14 protein-coding genes and 1 tRNA gene are annotated in these 18,278 nt (G+C 65.8%); 12 read left to right on the forward strand and 3 right to left on the reverse strand.

Annotated elements, in window-relative coordinates; all coding sequences use genetic code 11:
• Window positions 1–5: 5 nt before the first annotated feature.
• From xdhB to RDV64_RS08900, 3 genes are read left to right on the forward strand one after another with little or no spacing between them, the layout of a single operon-like run.
• Window positions 6–2,369 (forward strand): xanthine dehydrogenase molybdopterin binding subunit, encoded by a 2,364-nt coding sequence (gene xdhB / locus RDV64_RS08890; RefSeq protein ID WP_309198917.1) that lies wholly within the window; start codon window positions 6–8, stop codon window positions 2,367–2,369.
• Window positions 2,366–3,211: a xanthine dehydrogenase accessory protein XdhC gene (gene xdhC, locus RDV64_RS08895; protein WP_309198918.1), complete on the forward strand. Its 846-nt coding sequence runs from the start codon at window positions 2,366–2,368 to the stop codon at window positions 3,209–3,211. The genes xdhB and xdhC overlap by 4 nt, the downstream gene beginning before the upstream one ends.
• Window positions 3,208–4,236, forward strand: a complete 1,029-nt coding sequence (locus RDV64_RS08900; protein WP_309198919.1) for a guanine deaminase — start codon at window positions 3,208–3,210, stop codon at window positions 4,234–4,236. Before xdhC ends, RDV64_RS08900 begins: the two co-directional genes overlap by 4 nt.
• Window positions 4,237–4,252: 16 nt before the next feature.
• Here the strand turns inward: RDV64_RS08900 and RDV64_RS08905 are convergent, their stop codons facing one another.
• Window positions 4,253–5,161 (reverse strand): LysR substrate-binding domain-containing protein, encoded by a 909-nt coding sequence (locus tag RDV64_RS08905; RefSeq protein WP_309198920.1) that lies wholly within the window; start codon window positions 5,159–5,161, stop codon window positions 4,253–4,255.
• Between the two features lie 212 nt (window positions 5,162–5,373).
• Between RDV64_RS08905 and RDV64_RS08910 the strand changes: the two genes are divergently transcribed.
• From RDV64_RS08910 to RDV64_RS08920, 3 genes are read left to right on the forward strand one after another with little or no spacing between them, the layout of a single operon-like run.
• Entirely contained in the window at window positions 5,374–6,621 is a 1,248-nt protein-coding gene (locus tag RDV64_RS08910) for an SRPBCC family protein (protein ID WP_309199465.1), read from the forward strand.
• Window positions 6,618–7,673: a hybrid-cluster NAD(P)-dependent oxidoreductase gene (locus tag RDV64_RS08915; RefSeq protein ID WP_309198921.1), complete on the forward strand. Its 1,056-nt coding sequence runs from the start codon at window positions 6,618–6,620 to the stop codon at window positions 7,671–7,673. Before RDV64_RS08910 ends, RDV64_RS08915 begins: the two co-directional genes overlap by 4 nt.
• A gap of 23 nt (window positions 7,674–7,696) precedes the next feature.
• The gene (locus tag RDV64_RS08920) at window positions 7,697–9,733 is read left to right on the forward strand and encodes an NADH:flavin oxidoreductase (RefSeq protein ID WP_309198922.1); all 2,037 of its coding nucleotides are present in this window, start codon (window positions 7,697–7,699) and stop codon (window positions 9,731–9,733) included.
• Window positions 9,734–9,746: 13 nt separating this feature from the next.
• Here RDV64_RS08920 and RDV64_RS08925 read toward each other — a convergent pair whose 3' ends face one another.
• Complete coding sequence (locus RDV64_RS08925) at window positions 9,747–10,355, reverse strand: CDP-alcohol phosphatidyltransferase family protein (protein ID WP_309198923.1); 609 nt, start codon at window positions 10,353–10,355, stop codon at window positions 9,747–9,749.
• 163 nt (window positions 10,356–10,518) lie between these two features.
• On the opposite strand from RDV64_RS08925, the gene apaG reads away from it, so the two are divergent.
• On the forward strand, window positions 10,519–10,911 hold the full coding sequence (gene apaG, locus RDV64_RS08930; protein ID WP_309198924.1) for a Co2+/Mg2+ efflux protein ApaG: 393 nt from the start codon (window positions 10,519–10,521) through the stop codon (window positions 10,909–10,911).
• A gap of 48 nt (window positions 10,912–10,959) precedes the next feature.
• Here the strand turns inward: apaG and RDV64_RS08935 are convergent, their stop codons facing one another.
• The gene (locus tag RDV64_RS08935) at window positions 10,960–11,373 is read right to left on the reverse strand and encodes a tellurite resistance TerB family protein (protein ID WP_309198925.1); all 414 of its coding nucleotides are present in this window, start codon (window positions 11,371–11,373) and stop codon (window positions 10,960–10,962) included.
• A 256-nt stretch (window positions 11,374–11,629) separates the two neighbouring features.
• On the opposite strand from RDV64_RS08935, the gene RDV64_RS08940 reads away from it, so the two are divergent.
• The 5 genes from RDV64_RS08940 to RDV64_RS08960 all read left to right on the forward strand — a co-directional run bounded on the left by RDV64_RS08940 (window position 11,630) and on the right by RDV64_RS08960 (window position 18,258).
• Window positions 11,630–13,228: a lysine--tRNA ligase gene (locus RDV64_RS08940; protein WP_309198926.1), complete on the forward strand. Its 1,599-nt coding sequence runs from the start codon at window positions 11,630–11,632 to the stop codon at window positions 13,226–13,228.
• Between the two features lie 212 nt (window positions 13,229–13,440).
• A tRNA-Ser gene (locus tag RDV64_RS08945) sits at window positions 13,441–13,530 on the forward strand.
• A gap of 149 nt (window positions 13,531–13,679) precedes the next feature.
• Complete coding sequence (locus tag RDV64_RS08950; RefSeq protein WP_309198927.1) at window positions 13,680–14,987, forward strand: integrase arm-type DNA-binding domain-containing protein; 1,308 nt, start codon at window positions 13,680–13,682, stop codon at window positions 14,985–14,987.
• 23 nt (window positions 14,988–15,010) lie between these two features.
• A complete protein-coding gene (locus tag RDV64_RS08955; protein WP_309198928.1) occupies window positions 15,011–16,534 on the forward strand; it encodes a S8 family serine peptidase in 1,524 nt (507 codons plus the stop codon).
• Window positions 16,534–18,258, forward strand: a complete 1,725-nt coding sequence (locus tag RDV64_RS08960; protein ID WP_309198929.1) for a hypothetical protein — start codon at window positions 16,534–16,536, stop codon at window positions 18,256–18,258. Before RDV64_RS08955 ends, RDV64_RS08960 begins: the two co-directional genes overlap by 1 nt.
• Window positions 18,259–18,278: the final 20 nt, after the last annotated feature.

Raw genomic sequence — 18,278 nt, forward strand, 5'->3', positions numbered from 1 at the left:
CGCCGATGGATGATCTCCCCTTCTCGGCGAAGGGCCGCGACTTTCCGGCCACGTCACCGCCGACGCCCGCAACTGCCGAAGCCTCGCACGCGCCGGTGCCGCACGATTCCGGCCACAAGCACGTCACCGGCGCGGCCATCTACGCCGACGACATCGCCGAGCCGGTCGCAATGGTGCACGTCCACATCGCCTATGCGGACTTTGCCTGCGGCACGGTGCGCGCCAACCTTGATGCCGTGCGGCAGGCGGACGGCGTTGTGGCGGTGCTGACCGGGGACGATGTGCCGGGCGAAAACAACGTGGGTCCGGTCGTGCACGACGAGCCGATGCTAGTGCTGGAAGGCGGGGAGGGCCGCGTCTTCTACCATGGCCAGCCGATGTTTGCGGTGGTTGCCACCAGCCGGCGCGCGGCTCGCGTTGCGGCAACCCTTGCAACTCTTGAGCGGGCGCCCGACCCGGCGGTCATCACCATCCGCGATGCGATCGACCGCGGCACCGAGGTGGACGAGACACTGACCATGGCAAGCGGGGACGCGGCGGCCGCCATCGCCTCGGCGCCCCGGCGGCTCACCGGCGAAGTGGACATCGGCGGGCAGGAGCATTTTGCGCTGGAGGGCCAGGTTGCGGTGGCCACCCCCGGCGAGGACGACGACATGCACGTCATCTCCTCCAACCAGCACCCGTCCGAATGCCAGGAGGTTGTGGCGCGGGTGCTGGGGGTGCCCAGCCACGCCGTGACCGTGGAAGTGCGCCGCCTTGGCGGCGGGTTCGGCGGCAAGGAAAGCCAGGGCAACCTGTTTGCCGCCGTGGCGGCGCTGGCGGCCCGCCTCACCGGCCGGCCTGCCAAGGTGCGAACCGACCGGGACGATGATTTCATCATCACCGGCAAGCGCCATGATTTCCTGATCGAATATGACGTGGGCTTTGACGACAAGGGCAGGCTGCTCGGCGTTCGCTTCGTGCAGCATGCCCGCTGCGGCTGGTCGCTGGATCTGTCGCGCGGGATCTGCGACCGGGCGATGTTCCACGCCGACAATTGCTACGCCATCCCGTCGATGGAGGTGGTCTCGCGCCGCTGGCGGACCAACACCTGCTCTAATACCGCCTTCCGCGGTTTTGGCGGGCCGCAGGGAATTGTCGGCATCGAACGGGTGATCGAGCATGTGGCCGCGGCCGTGGGCCGCGACCCGCTGGAGATCCGCCGCCTCAACCTTTACCGCGCCGATGCGCCGGAAGCGGCAAGGACCACGCATTATGGCATGGTGGTCGACGATCTGGTGATCGGCGATATCGTCGACGAGCTGGCAGAGAGCGCCGACTACACGGCACGCCAGGCGGAGATTGCGGCCTTCAACGCCGCGTCGCCGGTCTTGAAGCGCGGGCTTTCGCTGGTCCCGGTGAAGTTCGGCATCTCGTTTACCACCACCTTTCTCAATCAGGCCGGTGCGCTGGTCCACGTCTACAAGGACGGGTCCGTGATGATCAATCACGGCGGGATCGAGATGGGGCAGGGGCTCTATATCAAGGTGGCGCAAGTGGTGGCCGATGCGTTCGGCCTGCCGCTGGAACGGGTGAAAATCACCGCCACCCGCACCGACAAGGTGCCCAACACGGCGCCCACAGCAGCGTCCTCCGGCGCCGACATGAACGCGCTGGCCGCGCTGGACGCCTGCGGCCATATCAAGGCGCGCCTTGCCGCGTTTGTGGCCGGCCGGGCCGGCGTGCCTGCGGCTGACGTGCGCTTTGAAGCCGGCAAGGTGGTTGCCGGGGCGACGCAGCACGACTTTGCCGCCCTGTGCCGCGAAGCCTGGATGGCGCGGATCTCGCTCTCGTCCAGCGGTTATTACGCCACGCCGAAAATCTCTTGGGACCGTCAGGCGGGCAAGGGTCGCCCATTTTACTACTTTGCCTATGGTGCGGCAGTGGCCGAAGCCGCCATCGACACGCTGACCGGCGAAAGCCGCCTCCTGCGCGTCGATATTCTGCACGATTGCGGCCGTTCGCTGAATCCGGCGGTGGATCTGGGGCAGATCGAAGGCGGCTTCGTGCAGGGCGCGGGCTGGCTGATGACCGAGGAGCTGGTGTGGGACGGGAATGGCAGGCTCGCCACCCACGCCCCGTCCACCTACAAGATCCCCTGTGCGTCCGACCGTCCACCCGACATGCGGGTTGCCATCTGGGCCAAGGGCGAAAACCGCGAGCTTGCGGTGCGCCGCTCCAAGGCGGTGGGCGAGCCGCCGCTGATGCTGGGGATTGCCGCCCATCAGGCCATCGGCGCGGCAGTCGACGCGGCGCGTGCCGGTTTCCACGCACTCGACACTCCGGCAACGCCTGAGCGCGTTCTCGCCGCGCTGATGCGGCCGGCATGAGCGAGGCAACCCGCACCCGCCTTGCGGCCATGGCCGCGGACCGCCCGGCTGCAGTGGTGTACGTTTCTGGTGCGGATGGCTCGACCCCGCGCGAGGTGGGCGCGTTCATGATCGTTACCCCGGACGAGGCGGTCGGCACCATCGGCGGCGGTGAAGCGGAGCGGCGCGGCATTGTTGCGGCCCGCGCGCTGCTGGCCGGCGGCGACGCCCGCACGATGCTGACCCTGCCGCTGGGCCCGGCGCTCGACCAGTGCTGCGGCGGCCGGCTGACCCTTGCCATCGCGCGGGTAGAGGCGCCGCCGCCCGGGCCTGTTGCGCTGTGGCCGGGCGGACCGGTGATCCGCGATCCGGCAGACCCGCCGGTGCTGGTCTATGGCGCGGGCCATGTGGGGGCCGCGGTGGTGCGCGCGCTCTCCCCGCTGCCGTTTGCGGTGGACTGGATCGACCCGCGCAGCGAAAGCGTCTGGCCCACCCCGGCCGACCAACCCTGCCGCCGCCTCGCCATCCCGGAGGCGGCCGCAGGGCGCGCGCCGCCGGACGCGATCCATCTGGTGATGACCCACAGCCATGCCGTCGACCTTGAAATCGTTGCTGCCGTGCTTGCCCGTCCGTTCCGCTTTCTTGGCCTGATCGGCTCGGCCACCAAACGCGCCACCTTCGTGCGCCGCCTTGCCGAACGCGGGCTCGACGGCGCGCGGGTAAATTCACCCATCGGCCTTCCTCAAATTGCCGGCAAGGCGCCCGCCATCATTGCGGCCTCGGTCGCTGCACAACTGCTTTGCCTTGATGATGGGAGTGCCGGCGCCGCCGCCGTGCGCCGCAGCGAAAGGGAGACTGCGTGAGCCTTCTCATCAAGCGCGGACCGTTGCAGCCGTTTGACGGGACCATCACGGGCGACGATCCGCTTCATATCCACGACGATGGCGCGCTGCTCCTCGACGACGATCAGGTGATCGATTCCGGTTCGGCCTGGCGCATCATCGAGGACAATCCGGATGTGCAGGTGATCCAGACCCGGTCGGTGATGTCGCCGGGCCTCAGCGATGCGCACATTCACTATCCGCAGTCGCGCATTGTCGGCACCTATGGCGGCGGCCTGCTCGAATGGCTGGAGAACGTGACCTTCCCCGAAGAGGAGCGCTTCGCCGACCCCGCCCACGCCGCGGAGGTGGCGGTGGAATTCTTCGACACGCTGGAGGCCGTGGGCACCACCGACGTGACGGTGTTCTGCACCTCGCATCCGGCAAGCGTGGATGCGCTGTTCGCAGAGGCCGAGGTGCGCAGCCTCACGGTGACTGCCGGGCTGGTGATGATGGACCGCAACGCGCCGTCCGCACTCCTGACGCCGGCGCAGGATGCCTACGACCAGACCAAGGCGCTGATCGAGCGCTGGCACGGCGCTGCGGACGGCCGCCTGCGCTATGCCATCACGCCGCGTTTCGCGCCCACGTCCACGCCGGACCTCCTGGAGGCGGCGGGCACTTTGTGGCGCGAGCATCCCACCTGCGCGATGCAGACTCATCTGTCGGAAAGCGTGGAGGAGGTCGCCTGGGTCAAGCGCCTGTTCCCGGCCGCGCCGGACTATCTGGCGGTGTATGAAGCGTTCGACATCGTCGGGCCGGAGGCGATCTTTGCCCACGCGATCCACCTGACCGACCGGGAGGTGGCGTCGCTGGCGGCGCACAAGGCGGTGGTGGCCCACTGCCCCACGGCCAACCGCTTTTTGAAGTCGGGCCGGTGTGACGTCGCGCGGCTGTTGAAAGCCGGCGTCACCGTGCGGCTTGGCAGCGATATCGGCGCAGGCACCACGTTCGACATCATGGAGGTGGCGGCGGAGGCCGAAGGCGTGCCGCGCCGCCGGGGCTGAACCCTGTTGCGGGCGCTCAGTCCGCTGGTGGCGCAGCGTCCGGCGCGGTGAATTTCTCCACCATCCAGCGGGCGAACGCCATGGCGGCGGGCTTGTGTTCGTTGCCGGCCACCACAACGTGGTGCGCTTCCTGGGGGATGACGCTTGCGGTGCCGAGGCGCACCAGCCGCCCGTCACCCAGCGGCCGTTCCAGAAGCCGGTTCCAGCCCAGAACGACGCCCTCGCCTGTCATCGCCGCATAAACAGCGTCGCTGTAATGGTTGAACATCAGCATCTGGCGGCCGGGCGGGCGGGTGAGGCCCGCACGGGCGAACCATGTGGGCCATGTCAGCCAGAGCGATTCCGGCTTGTGCCCCTCGATCAGCGGCAGCTTCGCCAGAGCCTCCACCGAGATGGAGTCACAGTCATGGCGCGCGGCAAACTCCGGGCTGGCGACGGGAAAGGCTTCCTCCGGCAGGGCGGCCAGCGCCTCGCCATCGTCGAACGGCGCCACGCCGTAGCGCACCGCAACGTCCGCATCGCCGGTGCGCAGGTCGAGCGGCTGGTCCTGGCTGATGACGCGCAATTGCAGCAACGGGTAGGCGCTGCGGAAGGCGGGAAGGCGCGGCAGCAACCAGAAGTGCGAGAACGACAGCGACGTGCTGACCGTGAGAGACGTCGGCTCGCGCGGAGCGCGCAGGACCTCGATGGCGTCCGTCATGGTCTGGAAGGCATCGGACACGGCGCCGGAGAGGGTGCGACCGGCGTCGGTCAGCACCACCTGGCGTGTGTTGCGGGTGAAGAGGGGCACGCCAAAGTCTGCCTCCAGCGCGCGGATCTGGCGGCTGACGGCGGCCTGGGTGACGCCCAGCTCGTTGGCCGCCTTGGTGAACCCGCCAAGGCGCGCCGCGGCTTCGAACGCTGCCAGGGCGCCGAGTGATGGCACGTTCCGTCGTAACCTTACCATCGTCTCATGCCTTAAGTGACCCTGACATCATCCTATAACCTGAAGTCATCAATCCCCCAATATTTATTGGGATTGTCGGCGTGGCGTATAAGCGGAGATACTTGGGGTGAGTACACGAGTTGCGTATTCGATAAATTAATACGGGGTGCCGCGTGATGCAGCAAGTCATGCCTCAGATATCATCAATTGATATGCGGCACGAGTGCCTGAGTGGGCTATTGCGGAGCCGGATGCCCGGTTATTCGCTTCCGGCCGCGCTGTATGCGGGGGCGGAAGCCTTCGAGGCCGACCTCGACGCGATCTTCCTCCGGAGCTGGCTGAACGTGGCCGTGGTGGCCGACGTGCCCGAGCCCGGTGACGTCTATGCCGTGGACATCGGCCGCTCGCCGGTTGTTATCGTGCGCGATGACGAGGGTGGCATCCGCGCCTTTCACAATGTTTGCAGCCACCGTGGTGCGCGTCTTGTGCCAGAGGGGCGATCCATTGTCGGCAAGCTCGTCTGCCCCTACCACCAGTGGACCTACGAGCTGACCGGCGACCTGATCGATGCGCCCCACATGGGCCTCGACTTCGACAAGGCGCTCCACGATCTCCAGCCTGTAAACGTGCGCGAGATTGGCGGGCTCATTTACGTCTGCCTCTCCAATGATCCGCCGGAAGACATCGAGGCTCTGGCCGCGCTGATGGGGCAGCGTCTTGCGCCCTACAATCTTGCGCACACCAAGGTTGCCGCCGAGCAGGAGATCGTCGAGCACGGCAACTGGAAGCTGACGGTCGAGAACAACCGCGAGTGCTATCACTGCGCGTCCAACCACCCCGAGCTGGCGCTGTCATTTCATGCCAGCGATTTTGGCTTCGACCCGGCCGCACTGGCGCCGGAGGAAAAGCGCGAGGCGGAGGCGCTGGCGACGCTCTACGCCGAACGGACGGCCGCGTGGGAAGCCTGCGGCCTCCCGTCAGAAGCGGTCGAGAGTGACGTTCTGATGCCGACCAACTATCGCACGCAGCGCCTCATCATTGCAGGTGCCGGCGAGTCCCAGACGCCGAACGCGCGCGCTGCCGTGAAGGTGCCGCTGGGGCCGATGGTCGCCAACGGGGCGGGCGACGTGCATCTTTGGGGCATCAACGCCTGGGCTCATTTTATGGGCGACCATGCCGTGGTGTTCAACCTCTTCCCCCTCGGCCCGGATAGGACGCTGGTGCGCACCAAGTGGCTCGTGCACGAGGATGCGGAAGAAGGCGTCGACTATGACGTCGCCAACCTCACCGCCGTGTGGACCGAAACCAACCGCCAGGATGCGGACCTTGTGGCGCTCGCACACCAGGGCGTGCGATCGGCAGGGTACCGGCCCGGGCCATACTCCCGCTTTACCGAGCGCACGCTGAACGACTGGACCACGTGGTACGTGGCACGCATGATGGCCAGCGGGTACGCGTGAACGCGTTCACGAGGCCGGTCGGGCGCGCGGAATGGCGCGCTGACCGATGGGGAATGCTGCGCTGCCTTGCCGTGCGGGACGAAACGCCAAGCACGAAGACGTTCGTGCTGGCGCCCGACGATGGCGCGCGGATCGTCTACGAGCCGGGCCAGTTCATGACCTTTCGCGCCGATTTTGGCGGCGAGGCGGTAGAGCGCTGCTACACGCTGGCCTCGTCCGCCGCGTCGGAACGCAGCGTGGAGATCACCGTCAAGCGCAAGCCGGGCGGAAGGTTCTCGAACCATCTGCACGACGCGCTGGTGCGTGGGGCAGGGATCGAGGCGTTCGGCCCCGCCGGCCGGTTCGGCCCCGCCAGTGTTGAAGCGGATCGCTATGTGCTGCTGTCGGCGGGCAGCGGGGTGACGCCGATGCTCTCGGTGGTGCGCACTGCCGCCGACCTCGGGATCGACCTCGACGCTTCGTTCATTCACGTCGCCCGCCACCCGCGCGAGATCATTGCCGCGGTCGATCTGGTGCCGCTGATGCGGCGCCTGCCGAACCTGCGCGTTGCCACCATCGCCACCAGCGCGCCCAAACGCTGGCGCGGGACGGTGGGCCGCCTTCAGGCGCAGCTTCTGGCGGATCTGGTGCCCGACATCGGCACCCGCGCCATCCTGTGCTGCGGCCCGGAAGGTTTCATGGCCGACATGAAGGCCGCCGTGATGGCGGCCGGCGTGGCGGAGGAGAACTACGCCGAGGAATCGTTCGACTTCGGCGCGATGGAAGAGGCGCTGGCAACCGGCGCCGGACCGACGCGCAGGATCACGTTCGCAAAATCCGGCCGCTCGTTCGACTGCCCGGACGGCCTCACCATCCTGCAGGCGGCGAAGGCGGCTGGCATCCCGATCGCCTCGTCCTGCGCCAAGGGCATGTGCGGCACCTGCAAGTGCCTGATGACGGCCGGCAACGTCGCCATGGCGCACAATGGCGGCATCCGCGACCGCGAAGTGGCGCGCGGCTTCATCCTGCCGTGCTCCAGCCGCCCCAACACCGACATCGTTCTGGACCGCTGACCATCGCGGCCAAGGAGAACACCATGCGCGCCGATCCGCTGCTTCAGCCGTACCAGTTCAAGCATCTCACGCTGAAGAACCGGATGATCTCCACCGCGCACGAGCCCGCCTACACCGAGGGCGGCCTGCCGAAGGACCGCTACCGCCTCTACCACGTGGAAAAGGCCAAGGGCGGCATCGGCCTCACCATGATCGGCGGCTCCACGGTGGTGGCGCCCGACAGCCCGCAGGCCTTCGGCAACATCGAACTCTTCCGCGACGAGTCCGTCCACTGGCTGAAGGCGCTCAGCGACGAGTGCCATGACCACGGCACCGCGGTGATGATCCAGATCACCCACCTTGGCCGCCGCACCACATGGTCCGCGCACGACTGGCTGCCGATCCTCGCCCCGTCGTCCGTGCGTGAGGCGGCGCACCGCGCCTACCCCAAGGCGATGGAGGACTGGGACATTGCCCGCGTCATCCGCGCCTATGCCGACGGCGCCGAAAAGGTGCAGGCGGCGGGGCTCGACGGCATCGAGATCACTGCCTACGGCCACCTCTTCGACCAGTTCCTTTCCCCGCTGGTGAACCGCCGCGACGACGAATATGGCGGCAGCCTCGAAAACCGCATGCGCTTCGGCTTCGAGGTGCTGGAGGCCATCCGCGAGCGGATCGGCCCCGAGATGATCCTCGGCCTGCGCCTCACCTGCGACGAGGACACGAAAAACGGCATCGACCGCACCGAGGGGCTGGAGATCGCCCGCCGGTTCGCTTCGTCTGGGCTGATCGACTTCATCAACGTCATCAAGGGCCGGCTCGACACCGAAGAGGCGCTGTCCCGCGTCATCCCCGGCATGGGGGCCCGCTCCGCGCCCCACCTCGATTTTGCCGGCGAGGTGCGCGGCGAGACGAAGATCACCACCATGCACGCCGCCCGCATCCAGGACATCGCCACCGCGCGCCACGCCATCGAGAGCGGCAAGCTCGACCTGGTGGGCATGACGCGGGCGCACATCGCGGACCCGCACATCATCCGCAAGATCATCGAGGGGCGGGAGGCGGAGGTGCGCCCCTGCGTCGGCATGGGGTACTGCATCGACTCGATCTATAACGGCGAGGCGGCCTGCGTGCACAACGCCGCCACCGGGCGCGAGCGGCTGATGCCGCACGCCATCGCGCGCGCTGAGGGACCGCGCCGCAAGGTGGTTGTGGTCGGCGGCGGCCCCGGCGGGCTGGAGGCGGCGCGTGTTGCCGGCGAGCGGGGCCACGCGGTGGTGCTGTTCGAGGCGCAGAGCGAGCCCGGCGGCCAGATCCGCCTAACCGCCAGCCTCAAGCGCCGCCGCGAGATCCTCGGCATCGTCGACTGGCGCATTGCCGAGTGCCAGCGCCTTGGCGTCGACATCCGCACAGACGTTTACGCCGAGGCCGATGAGGTCGCCGCCGAAGCGCCCGACGTGGTGGTGGTCGCCACCGGCGGGATGCCCGACCATGCGTTTGTGGAGGAGGGCGAAGACCTCGCCACCTCTTCCTGGGACATCCTGTCCGGCGCAGTGCGCCCCGCCCGCGAAGTCATCGTCTTCGATGACAACGGCGCGCATCCGGGGCTGACGGTGACGGAATTCATCGCCGGCACGGGCGCCAAGGTATCGCTGGTGACGCCGGAGCGCATCCTCGGGCCGGAGGTGGGCGGCACGTCGTTTCCGCCATATTTCAAGGTGTTCGCCGAGCATGGCGTGGAAACGGCGATCAACCTCCGCCTCGTCGGGATCCGCCGCGAGGGCAACCGGCTGGCCGCGCATTTCTTTGACGAATATGGCGGACGCACCATCGTGCGCGAGGCGGACCAGGTGGTGATCGAGAACGGCACCCAGCCGATGGATCAGCTTTATTTCGACTTGAAGGACGCCTCCACCAACCGCGGCGAGGTGGACATCGCAGCGCTGATCGCAGGACGCAAGCAGGCCGTCACCACCAACCCCGATGGCGCCTACACCCTGTGGCGGATCGGCGATGCTGTGGCGAGCCGCAACATCCACGCTGCCATCTACGACGCGCTGCGCCTGATGAAGGACGTCTAGAGCGAGAAACGCTCTAGCGCCCCAGCATGTCGCGCACCATCAGGATGCGCGCCCCGGCGGACACGAAGCAGAGCGCAGCGAAAACGTAGGCGAGCGGCCCGAACGCGCCTGGCCACAGGCACATGGCGATGAACACGGCAATGGTTTCCGCGCCCTCCGTCAGCCCGGCGAAATAGTAGATGGACTTTTCGCCCTGCACGGCGGTGGTGCGGCCCTGCTTCGCCGCAAGCGCCGCGAAAGCCAGAAAGGTGGCGCCGTTGGCATAGAAGCTTGCCAGTAGCACCGCCGCGGGCAGGGCATTGTCAGCCGGTGCATGGATGGCGAACGCGAGCGGCACGGCGCCGTAGAACAGAAAGTCGAACACAATATCGTAATAGCCGCCAAGGTCGGTCACGCCGCGGCAGCGCGCCAGCGGCCCGTCCAGCCCATCGGCCAGGCGGTTGAGGGCCACCAGCGCCAGCGCGGCGCCGAACCAGCCGGCCACAATTGCCCCTGCGGCACCAAGGCCGAGGACGAGCCCGGCCGCCGTCAATCCGTTGGCGGACACACCATTTTTGTCCAGCACCCTCGCCATGCGGTTGAGCGGCGGATCGATAAGAACGCGCAAGCGGGTGTCGAACATCGTTTGTCAGACCAGTGGACGTGGCCGCGCCGATGCGCAACTCTCGGATATTGCGCTGGAAATGGCACCTCCAGGGCGATCGCCGCGCAGATTCGCGCCTAAGATGTTCGATTTTCCAATCTTTTGCATATATCCCATACGAGTTTTCAAGGGCGATGACTGAATGTACAAGGCCAATACGCGCGGCATCGAGGTGACCGTGGCGCCGAGTTTCTTGCCTGAGCACTCGTCCGTCGAAAAATCCAGGTACGTCTGGGCTTACGATGTCGAGATCAGGAACCTCTCGGACGTCAGCGTCCAGTTGCGGCACCGCTACTGGACGATCACGGACGGCACCGGCCACGTGGAGCGCGTTGAAGGGCCGGGCGTCGTGGGCGAAGAACCCGTCATCGCGAGCGGCGAGAGCTTTCGCTACAATTCCGGCTGCCCGCTGACGACGCCAACCGGCTTCATGGTGGGCCAATATGAGATGGAGACTGCGGGCGGGGAGCGCTTCCTGGTGGATGTCCCCGCCTTTTCGCTCGATCTGCCCGATGCGCGCCGCACCATGAACTAGGCTGCGGCCCGGCAAAGGGCGCGCGCTGCCGGGACGTCGGCGGCCCGTCTAAAGGCGGCGGTGCCGGGCGCGGGCGCCCCGCTCGATGGCGGCAACCACCAGCTTTTCCAGACCCAGCGCATCGCGCAGCATCGACAGGAAGCGCAATTCTTCCTGCTGGACGCGCAGGTCGGCCGCAGCCACCTCCACCGCCAGCGCATAGGCGGTCTCGTAAAGGTGCTCAGGCGTGCAGGCCTTGATCAGGTCCAGGATCGTTTCGAGCCCTTCGTCTTCCTGCAGGATCTCCCCGCAGGTTTCCGCCAGGGTCACCAGGCGATCGGGGTCGAACTCCCGAAACACGGGCACCTGCTCCACGATCTCGCCGATCCGCCGGAGTTCTGAATCCGTCATCGTCTGATCGACGGCCGACATCGTGACCATCGCGAATACGAGGGCTTCGTGGTGCGAAATTGGTTGTTCCATGTCTTGTCCGGTTGAAATGGTTGCTTTGTCTTCTGCCCTTAGCACTGGCTGGAGGGCGGTGCTACGCCCCACTGGCCAACTGTCGCGCGTGGCGAACCCTGTCTGCGCCCATCGGCCTGTCCTTGACCTTGCACGGCAGGCGGTGAAAAAGCGGGCACCTGTATTGTAATGCGGCGCCCGATGCGACTTGGCGCCTGCCGGCGAAACTGCCGCGCAGGCCCGGGACGGCCGCCCCCGCTTGCCGAAGGAGACCGTGATGGGCCACGCGACCATCGATGCCGCCATTGATCCGGACGCGCTCGCCCGCGCGAAATCGTGGCCGTTCGAGGAGGCCCGCAAGGTTGTCGCCCGGCTCGGCGGCGCCACGCGGCCGGTGGTGTTCGAGACCGGCTACGGCCCGTCCGGCCTGCCGCACATCGGCACCTTCGGCGAAGTGGCGCGCACGACCATGGTGCGCAACGCCTTCACGCTCCTCACCGGCGGGACGATCCCGTCCAGCCTCGTCGCCTTCTCCGACGACATGGATGGCCTGCGCAAGATCCCGACGAACCTGCCCAACCGCGAGCGCCTGGAACCCCACCTTGGCAAGCCGCTGACCGAAGTACCGGACCCGTTTGGCACCCACGAGAGCTTCGCGCACCATAACAACGCGCGCCTGCGCGGCTTTCTGGACGGTTTCGGCTTCGAATACACGTTCATGAGTGCCACCGAGACATACCGCTCCGGCCGGTTCGATGAGGCGCTGCTGGCGACCCTGCGCGCGTACGACGATGTGATGGCCATCATGCTGCCGAGCCTTGGCGCCGAGCGGCAGGCCACCTACAGCCCGTTTCTCCCCATCCACCCGGTCACCCGCGTCGTGATGCAGGTGCCGCTTGAGGGCCGCGATGCGGATGCCGGCACGATTGTCTGGCGCGACCCGGCGGACGGCAAGCGCTACGAGACCCCCGTCACCGGCGGCGCCGCCAAGCTCCAGTGGAAGCCGGACTGGGCAATGCGCTGGGCAGCGCTCGGCGTCGACTACGAGATGGCGGGCAAGGACCTCATCGAGTCTGTCCGCCAGTCGAGCCGGATCTGCAAGGCGATCGGCGGCACCCCGCCCGAAGGCTTCAACTACGAGCTTTTCCTCGACGAGAACGGCGAGAAGATCTCCAAGTCCAAGGGCAATGGCCTGTCGGTGGAGGAGTGGCTGACCTACGCGTCGCCGGAGAGCCTGTCACTCTTCATGTTCCAGAAGCCGCGTGCCGCCAAGCGCCTGTTCTTCGACGTGATCCCCAAGGCGGTCGATGAGTATTTCTCGTTCGCCGGCAAATATAACGAGGCGGCCCCCGCGGACCGGCTCGACAGCCCGGTGTTCCACATCAAGGCCGGTGCGGCCGCGGTGGAGACCACGCCGATCTCCTTTGCGATGCTGCTCAACCTCGTCTCCGCGTCCAATGCCAGCGAGCGGGCCGTCCTGTGGGGCTTCATCTCGCGCTATGCGCCGGATGCGACGTCGGAAACCGAGCCTCAGCTGGACCGCCTGGTGGGCTACGCACTCAGCTACTATCGGGATTTCGTGGCCCCCACCAAGGCGTTCCGCGATCCCACGGCGACCGAGCGCGCCGCCATCGAGGCACTGTCGGAGCGGATCGCCCCGCTGGAAGGCGCTGACGGTGAAACCATCCAGAATGAAGTGTACGCGGTGGGCAAGGAGCATTTCGATGTGCTGCGGGACTGGTTCGGCGCTCTTTACCAGGTGCTCCTCGGCCAGCAGCAGGGCCCGCGCTTCGGCTCGTTCATCGCCCTTTACGGCGTGCCAGAGACCCGAGCGCTGATTGCACAAAGGCTCGGCGCCAAGCCCGAAGGCGCCTGACATCGTTGGTGCCCCGCCGTGCCGCCAACGCCCCGCCGCGTCTTGCCTTGCTGCGCCGTTCCGGACTGCTGAAGCGCACCAAATCGTCGCTCGCCGCACTGCCAAGGGTGCCTTGCCTGCCGCTGATCTCCGGGTTGGCGGTGGGTTCGTCGCGAAATCGTCATTCCCCCCCTTACCCTTTGGAACAGGCTTTGCTATTGACCGCCCGCAATGGAGGGGTGGCCGAGTGGTTGAAGGCGCACGCCTGGAAAGTGTGTAGGCGGGGAACCGTCTCGAGGGTTCGAATCCCTCTCCCTCCGCCATCTAGCCATCCAAGCATGTCCGCACCTTTCTGAGAGCTGCAGGGAGCCTGGCGCGTGCCCCTTGCGTCTGTCCATCTGCATCCGCAATTATCTGTCCTTGTCCGGGGTGTCCGTTACGCACTCTGTTAGGCACATGAGGGGCACGCGGGATGGCGGGACGGCTCACGGCGACCCAGGTGAAGGCGCTCGGCGAGGGGCGCCATGCGGACGGCGGCAACCTCTTTCTGCACGTCAAGCCAGGCGGCAAGCGATACTGGAAGTTCATCACGAACGCGGGTGGCCGGCGGCGTGAGAAGGGTTTGGGGGCTTTCCCGAAAGTTCCGCTCTCGGAGGCGCGGCAGAAGGCTGTCCGCATTCGAGCGCTGCTTGATGAGGGCGAAGACCCTTGGGCCGAGACCGCCGCCCTCAGGGTGCCAACGTTCGGTGAGGCCTCCGCCGAGTTCATAGGCTCGATGGAGTCCGGCTGGAAGAACGACAAGCACCGAGCGCAGTGGCGCTCGACCCTGTCGACCTACTGCAAACCGATGCAGGGCAAGAGCGTCGCCGAGATCGGCACCAACGACGTGCTCGCGTGCCTAACGCCTATATGGCACACCAAGCCGGAGACGGCTTCGCGCTTGCGGGGACGGGTCGAGCGCGTGCTGGATTTCGCCCGTGCGCGAGGCTGGCGCGAGGGGATCAATCCGGCGATATGGCGCGGCCATCTCTCGGCGATCCTGCCGGCGGCCGGCAAGCTGAAACGCGGCCATCATGGCGCCATGCCCTACGCCGACGTTCCGGCCTTCATGACGGCGCTGGCACAACGGCACGGAACGGCAGCGCGTGCCCTTGCCTTCACCGTCCTTACGGCGGCTCGCAGCGGCGAGGTGCGAGGCGCAACGTGGGCCGAGATCGACCTCGACCATGCAACGTGGACCATTCCGGCAAGCCGCATGAAGGCCGGGCGGGAACACCGCGTGCCGTTGTCGCCTGCCGCGCTTACCGTTGTGCTGGCGATGCCGAGGGGGGAGTCGGGCGCGCTCGTCTTCCCCGGCACGAAGCCCGGCCGGCCCATGTCCGATATGACGCTCGCCGCGGTGCTTAAGCGGATGAAGCTCGACGGGCTGACCGTCCACGGATTTCGGTCCAGCTTCTCGACTTGGGTCACGGAATGCACCGACGCGACGATCGAGGTGCGCGAGGCCGCCTTGGCACACGCCGCCGGCGACCGTGTTGCTGCCGCCTATAACCGCAGCGATCACTTCATTCGGCGCTGTGCGCTTATGGAAGAATGGTCAAGCTTTTTATGGCGTGACGTTGCTCCCTGGAGTGTCCTCTGTCTGAACTGGACTCCGGCGGAAGGTAGAGCGGGTCGGAACCTATGGCGCCCACGTCGGGAAAAAAAATTAGACAGCACCTTTCCGGTACGCAAAGGGCGCGCTAATCTCGGCAGGCGTTGTTGGTCGGTAAGATATTAGATGGGACAATGGAGATAAGTCTCATGGACAAAAACCACGTTTCGGTTCCGGAAGATTTCAAGTATTACGATAAGTATCAAGATCGGACGGCCAGCTTTTCCCCGCAGCCCGACGAGCTCGTTCTAACGATGCCTCCGGCGTCGGAAACCGAGACTGCCGGGGTGTCAGAAGCCAAGATCCGATCCGCTTCGGAGAGCGGTTCACTCAACGGCGTCTCGCGGCTCAATCTGGAGAGAGGCGTTGCGGTAGTCAAAGTCGACTCGGAGGCCGACAGTATAGCGGTCACGCGCATTGGGGTACCTGCGGACTTCACCAATGCAATTCCGGCGTTCAAGGATGCAGATGGGCTGACGAGGTACTTTCTCCCCGACGAAATCACCGTGCAGTTCAATCAAGAGATCGATCGGGAGGAAGCGACGAGAACGATCTCCGATCTCGGCAGCCACGTCGTCATCGAACAGCGAACACCAGGATATTACACGATCGCCGTCCCCGAGAATAAGGACATTTTCGAGGCAGTGAGATTGTTCAACGAGCAGCCCAGCGTGATGTTTGCCGAACCGAGCGAGATCGGTTTCGACGACGCGCAAGCGCCAAGGCCGAATGATAGCCGCTTCGGTGAGCTTTGGGGGCTCCAAAACACGGGACAGACGGTCGAAGGAGTTGCCGGTAGGGCGGGCATCGATGTTCGCGTCCTGGATGCATGGACCACCACGTCGGGAGATCCCGATGTCGTAGTCGTGGTCATCGATACTGGCATGGATATGAGTCACCCCGATCTCGCTGGTAATCTTGTGGAAAGGAATGGCGAAGATTGGGATTTTGCCGCCCCAGACGGGTCGCCCGACGATAACGGTTCGCATGGTACGCACGTATGCGGAACCGCTGCCGCGATCGCCGACAACGGACCGGGCATATGCGGTGTAGCGCCGAAGTGCCGGTTGTTGCCGCTCCGCATTAATCTTAGCGCCGGGATGAATGCAAATCGAGCCGATGCGATCAATTTCGCTTCCGGGAAGGCTGAAGCGAGTCCCGCCCAGAGGTACGTGATAAACTGCTCTTGGCGCGCGAGCGGCAACTTTACTGCGATCCTCTTCGCGATCGACCAGGCGGTGGCTCGGGGTGCTATCGTCATCTTCGCTGCAGGGAACGCTGGAAGAGATATGGACACGGATCCGCCTCAGTATCCTGGAGTTCACCGCAACGCGATATGTGTGGCCGCTCTCAATTCAAGAGGAGAGCGGGCGAGTTTTTCGAACGTCGGCTCTCAGGTAGACGTGAACGCGCCCGGCGTCGACATTCTCTCCTGCATTCCTTCATCGGATCACGATTTTAAAAGTGGTACGTCAATGGCAGCACCGCATGTCGCTGGAGTGTGTGCTCTCATTTGGTCGGCCAGAAAGTCGCTGTCTAACCAGGAAGTCCGCCAGCTTCTCGAAGACAATTGTGATGACATGAGCGCCGAAAATCCTGGGCTTGACGGAAAGCTGGGTCGGGGTCGCGTTAATGCGGAGAGAGCGTTGCAAGCAGTCATGGCGCTTAGCTAATGACGCAGACGTCGGCTGATGAACGACGTGCTATTGATGCAATGAGATTGCTCGGCCGCCTGTTTATCTGCCTTATTGCGGCAACTCATTGCACGGGACCAGCAGTGGCCCAGGGTAACTTCTCGCTTGCCGATAGTGAGATCGTGCTTAAGTCACGATCCGGAACAGGCGCCACCGTGACGCGTACGGTCATACTCAGCGCGACCGGCGTACCGGGGGTGCCCGAGGCGGCGATCCCGACGGTGACGGTCCTTAGCGCCGGGCTGTCCCACGCGCCGGAGATCACGGCGGGCACGCCGATCCCGATCGGCGCACAGGCCGGCACTCAACGTAAATGGGCCCTGCCGCTGATATTCGCGCCTGGCGACCAGGGGGTCGACGCGCACGAGCGCGTTCTCTCGGTAAGTCTCCCGGTTAGCGGCGGAACTTCGTTGACCGGTGGCATCGTCCTGACCGTGGCTGTCAAAAGCGCCTTCTCTTGGCAGATCATCGACCGGGACCTTGGCAAGTTCGCGCTTGGAGGCGCCAACGACCCGATCCCGATCACGATTCGCGTCGGCCCCGTCGAAGCCACAAACGTGCGGGCGCTGCCCAACTTTCCGCAGGCTGCGGGGACGAATGGGCAGGGGGTCCATGTGCTTCGCCTCTGCAGGATCGACGATGACGGTGTGCTCCAGAGCTGCGGCTCGGCGCTGACACTGGAAGGCGGTGCCATCCATCGTCTCGGGCTCGCCGCACGTGATGCTGCGCCGCTGATCGGCACCTTCGCGGGCGGCATCACCTTGATCTCGGACCAGGATCCGGCGGGCCTGATCGTATCGCGAAGCTTCGATGCGACGACGCTGCAAGCGAAGATCTTCGGATCGGTCGCGATCCTCATTGGCGTCGTCGTCGCCTTTCTCCTCACGGCCATCGTGCGCGTGCGCATGAACCGTGCCCGTGCTCTCCTCCCCGTCGCCGAGTTGCTCCAGCGGCTGGACGCGATCGAGGACAGGCTGAGGGGCGCGATCGACACGATCAACGTAAAGACGGAAACACCGGAAGCTGCTCCAATAGCGAATACGCTCCGAATGCTTGAGCGAATTCGCGACCATCTGCAGCCGTCGAGACTCGAGAAGCACGGATTGCCGTCCGTTTGGGACTTCGGTGGGGAGAGCGGCGAGAAGGAAACGCAGCTGAAGGTAGCGATCGATAAGGGAGCCGACTGGACCGAGGTGGCTCTTGTTCTGATCGCGGACGGCTTCGATGCCGTCGCGCAGGAAGCGAGCCGGGAGCGGATTGAGGGGATCCGCCGCGCGGTCGAGGCGCTCGAAGAGCTGGCGGGCAACGCGCTGCCTTCGTCCAGCGACCTTCCCGCGGCTCCTGCGATCGACACTTGGCACAGGACTGTCGCCGAGGCTGTCGCACCCGCCATGTCGTCTGTAGACGCAACCGAGGAGGCTCACCGCGTTCGTCAGCGCCGGCCGCTGACGCGCGAGCTTCTCACCGTTGAGATACAGCACCTTAGCATCGTGACCTGGACGATCTACCTGCTGCTGACCTGGGGGCTCGGGACCTATCTTCTGGTCCTTTCCGACAGCACCTTCGGTTCGGGGCGAGACTATCTCGAGTGTCTGCTCTGGGGTTTCGGCCTGCCGCTCGCTGGGCAGCAGCTCACGAATACAACACGACCGAACGTGGCCACCGCACTTGGTATCACCCTGCCCAGCATTAGACCAAGCTGAGCACCTCGACAGTCTGCGTC

Origin of the sequence: Acuticoccus sp. MNP-M23 (assembly GCF_031195445.1) — a bacterium.
Classification (GTDB): Bacteria; Pseudomonadota; Alphaproteobacteria; order Rhizobiales; family Amorphaceae; genus Acuticoccus.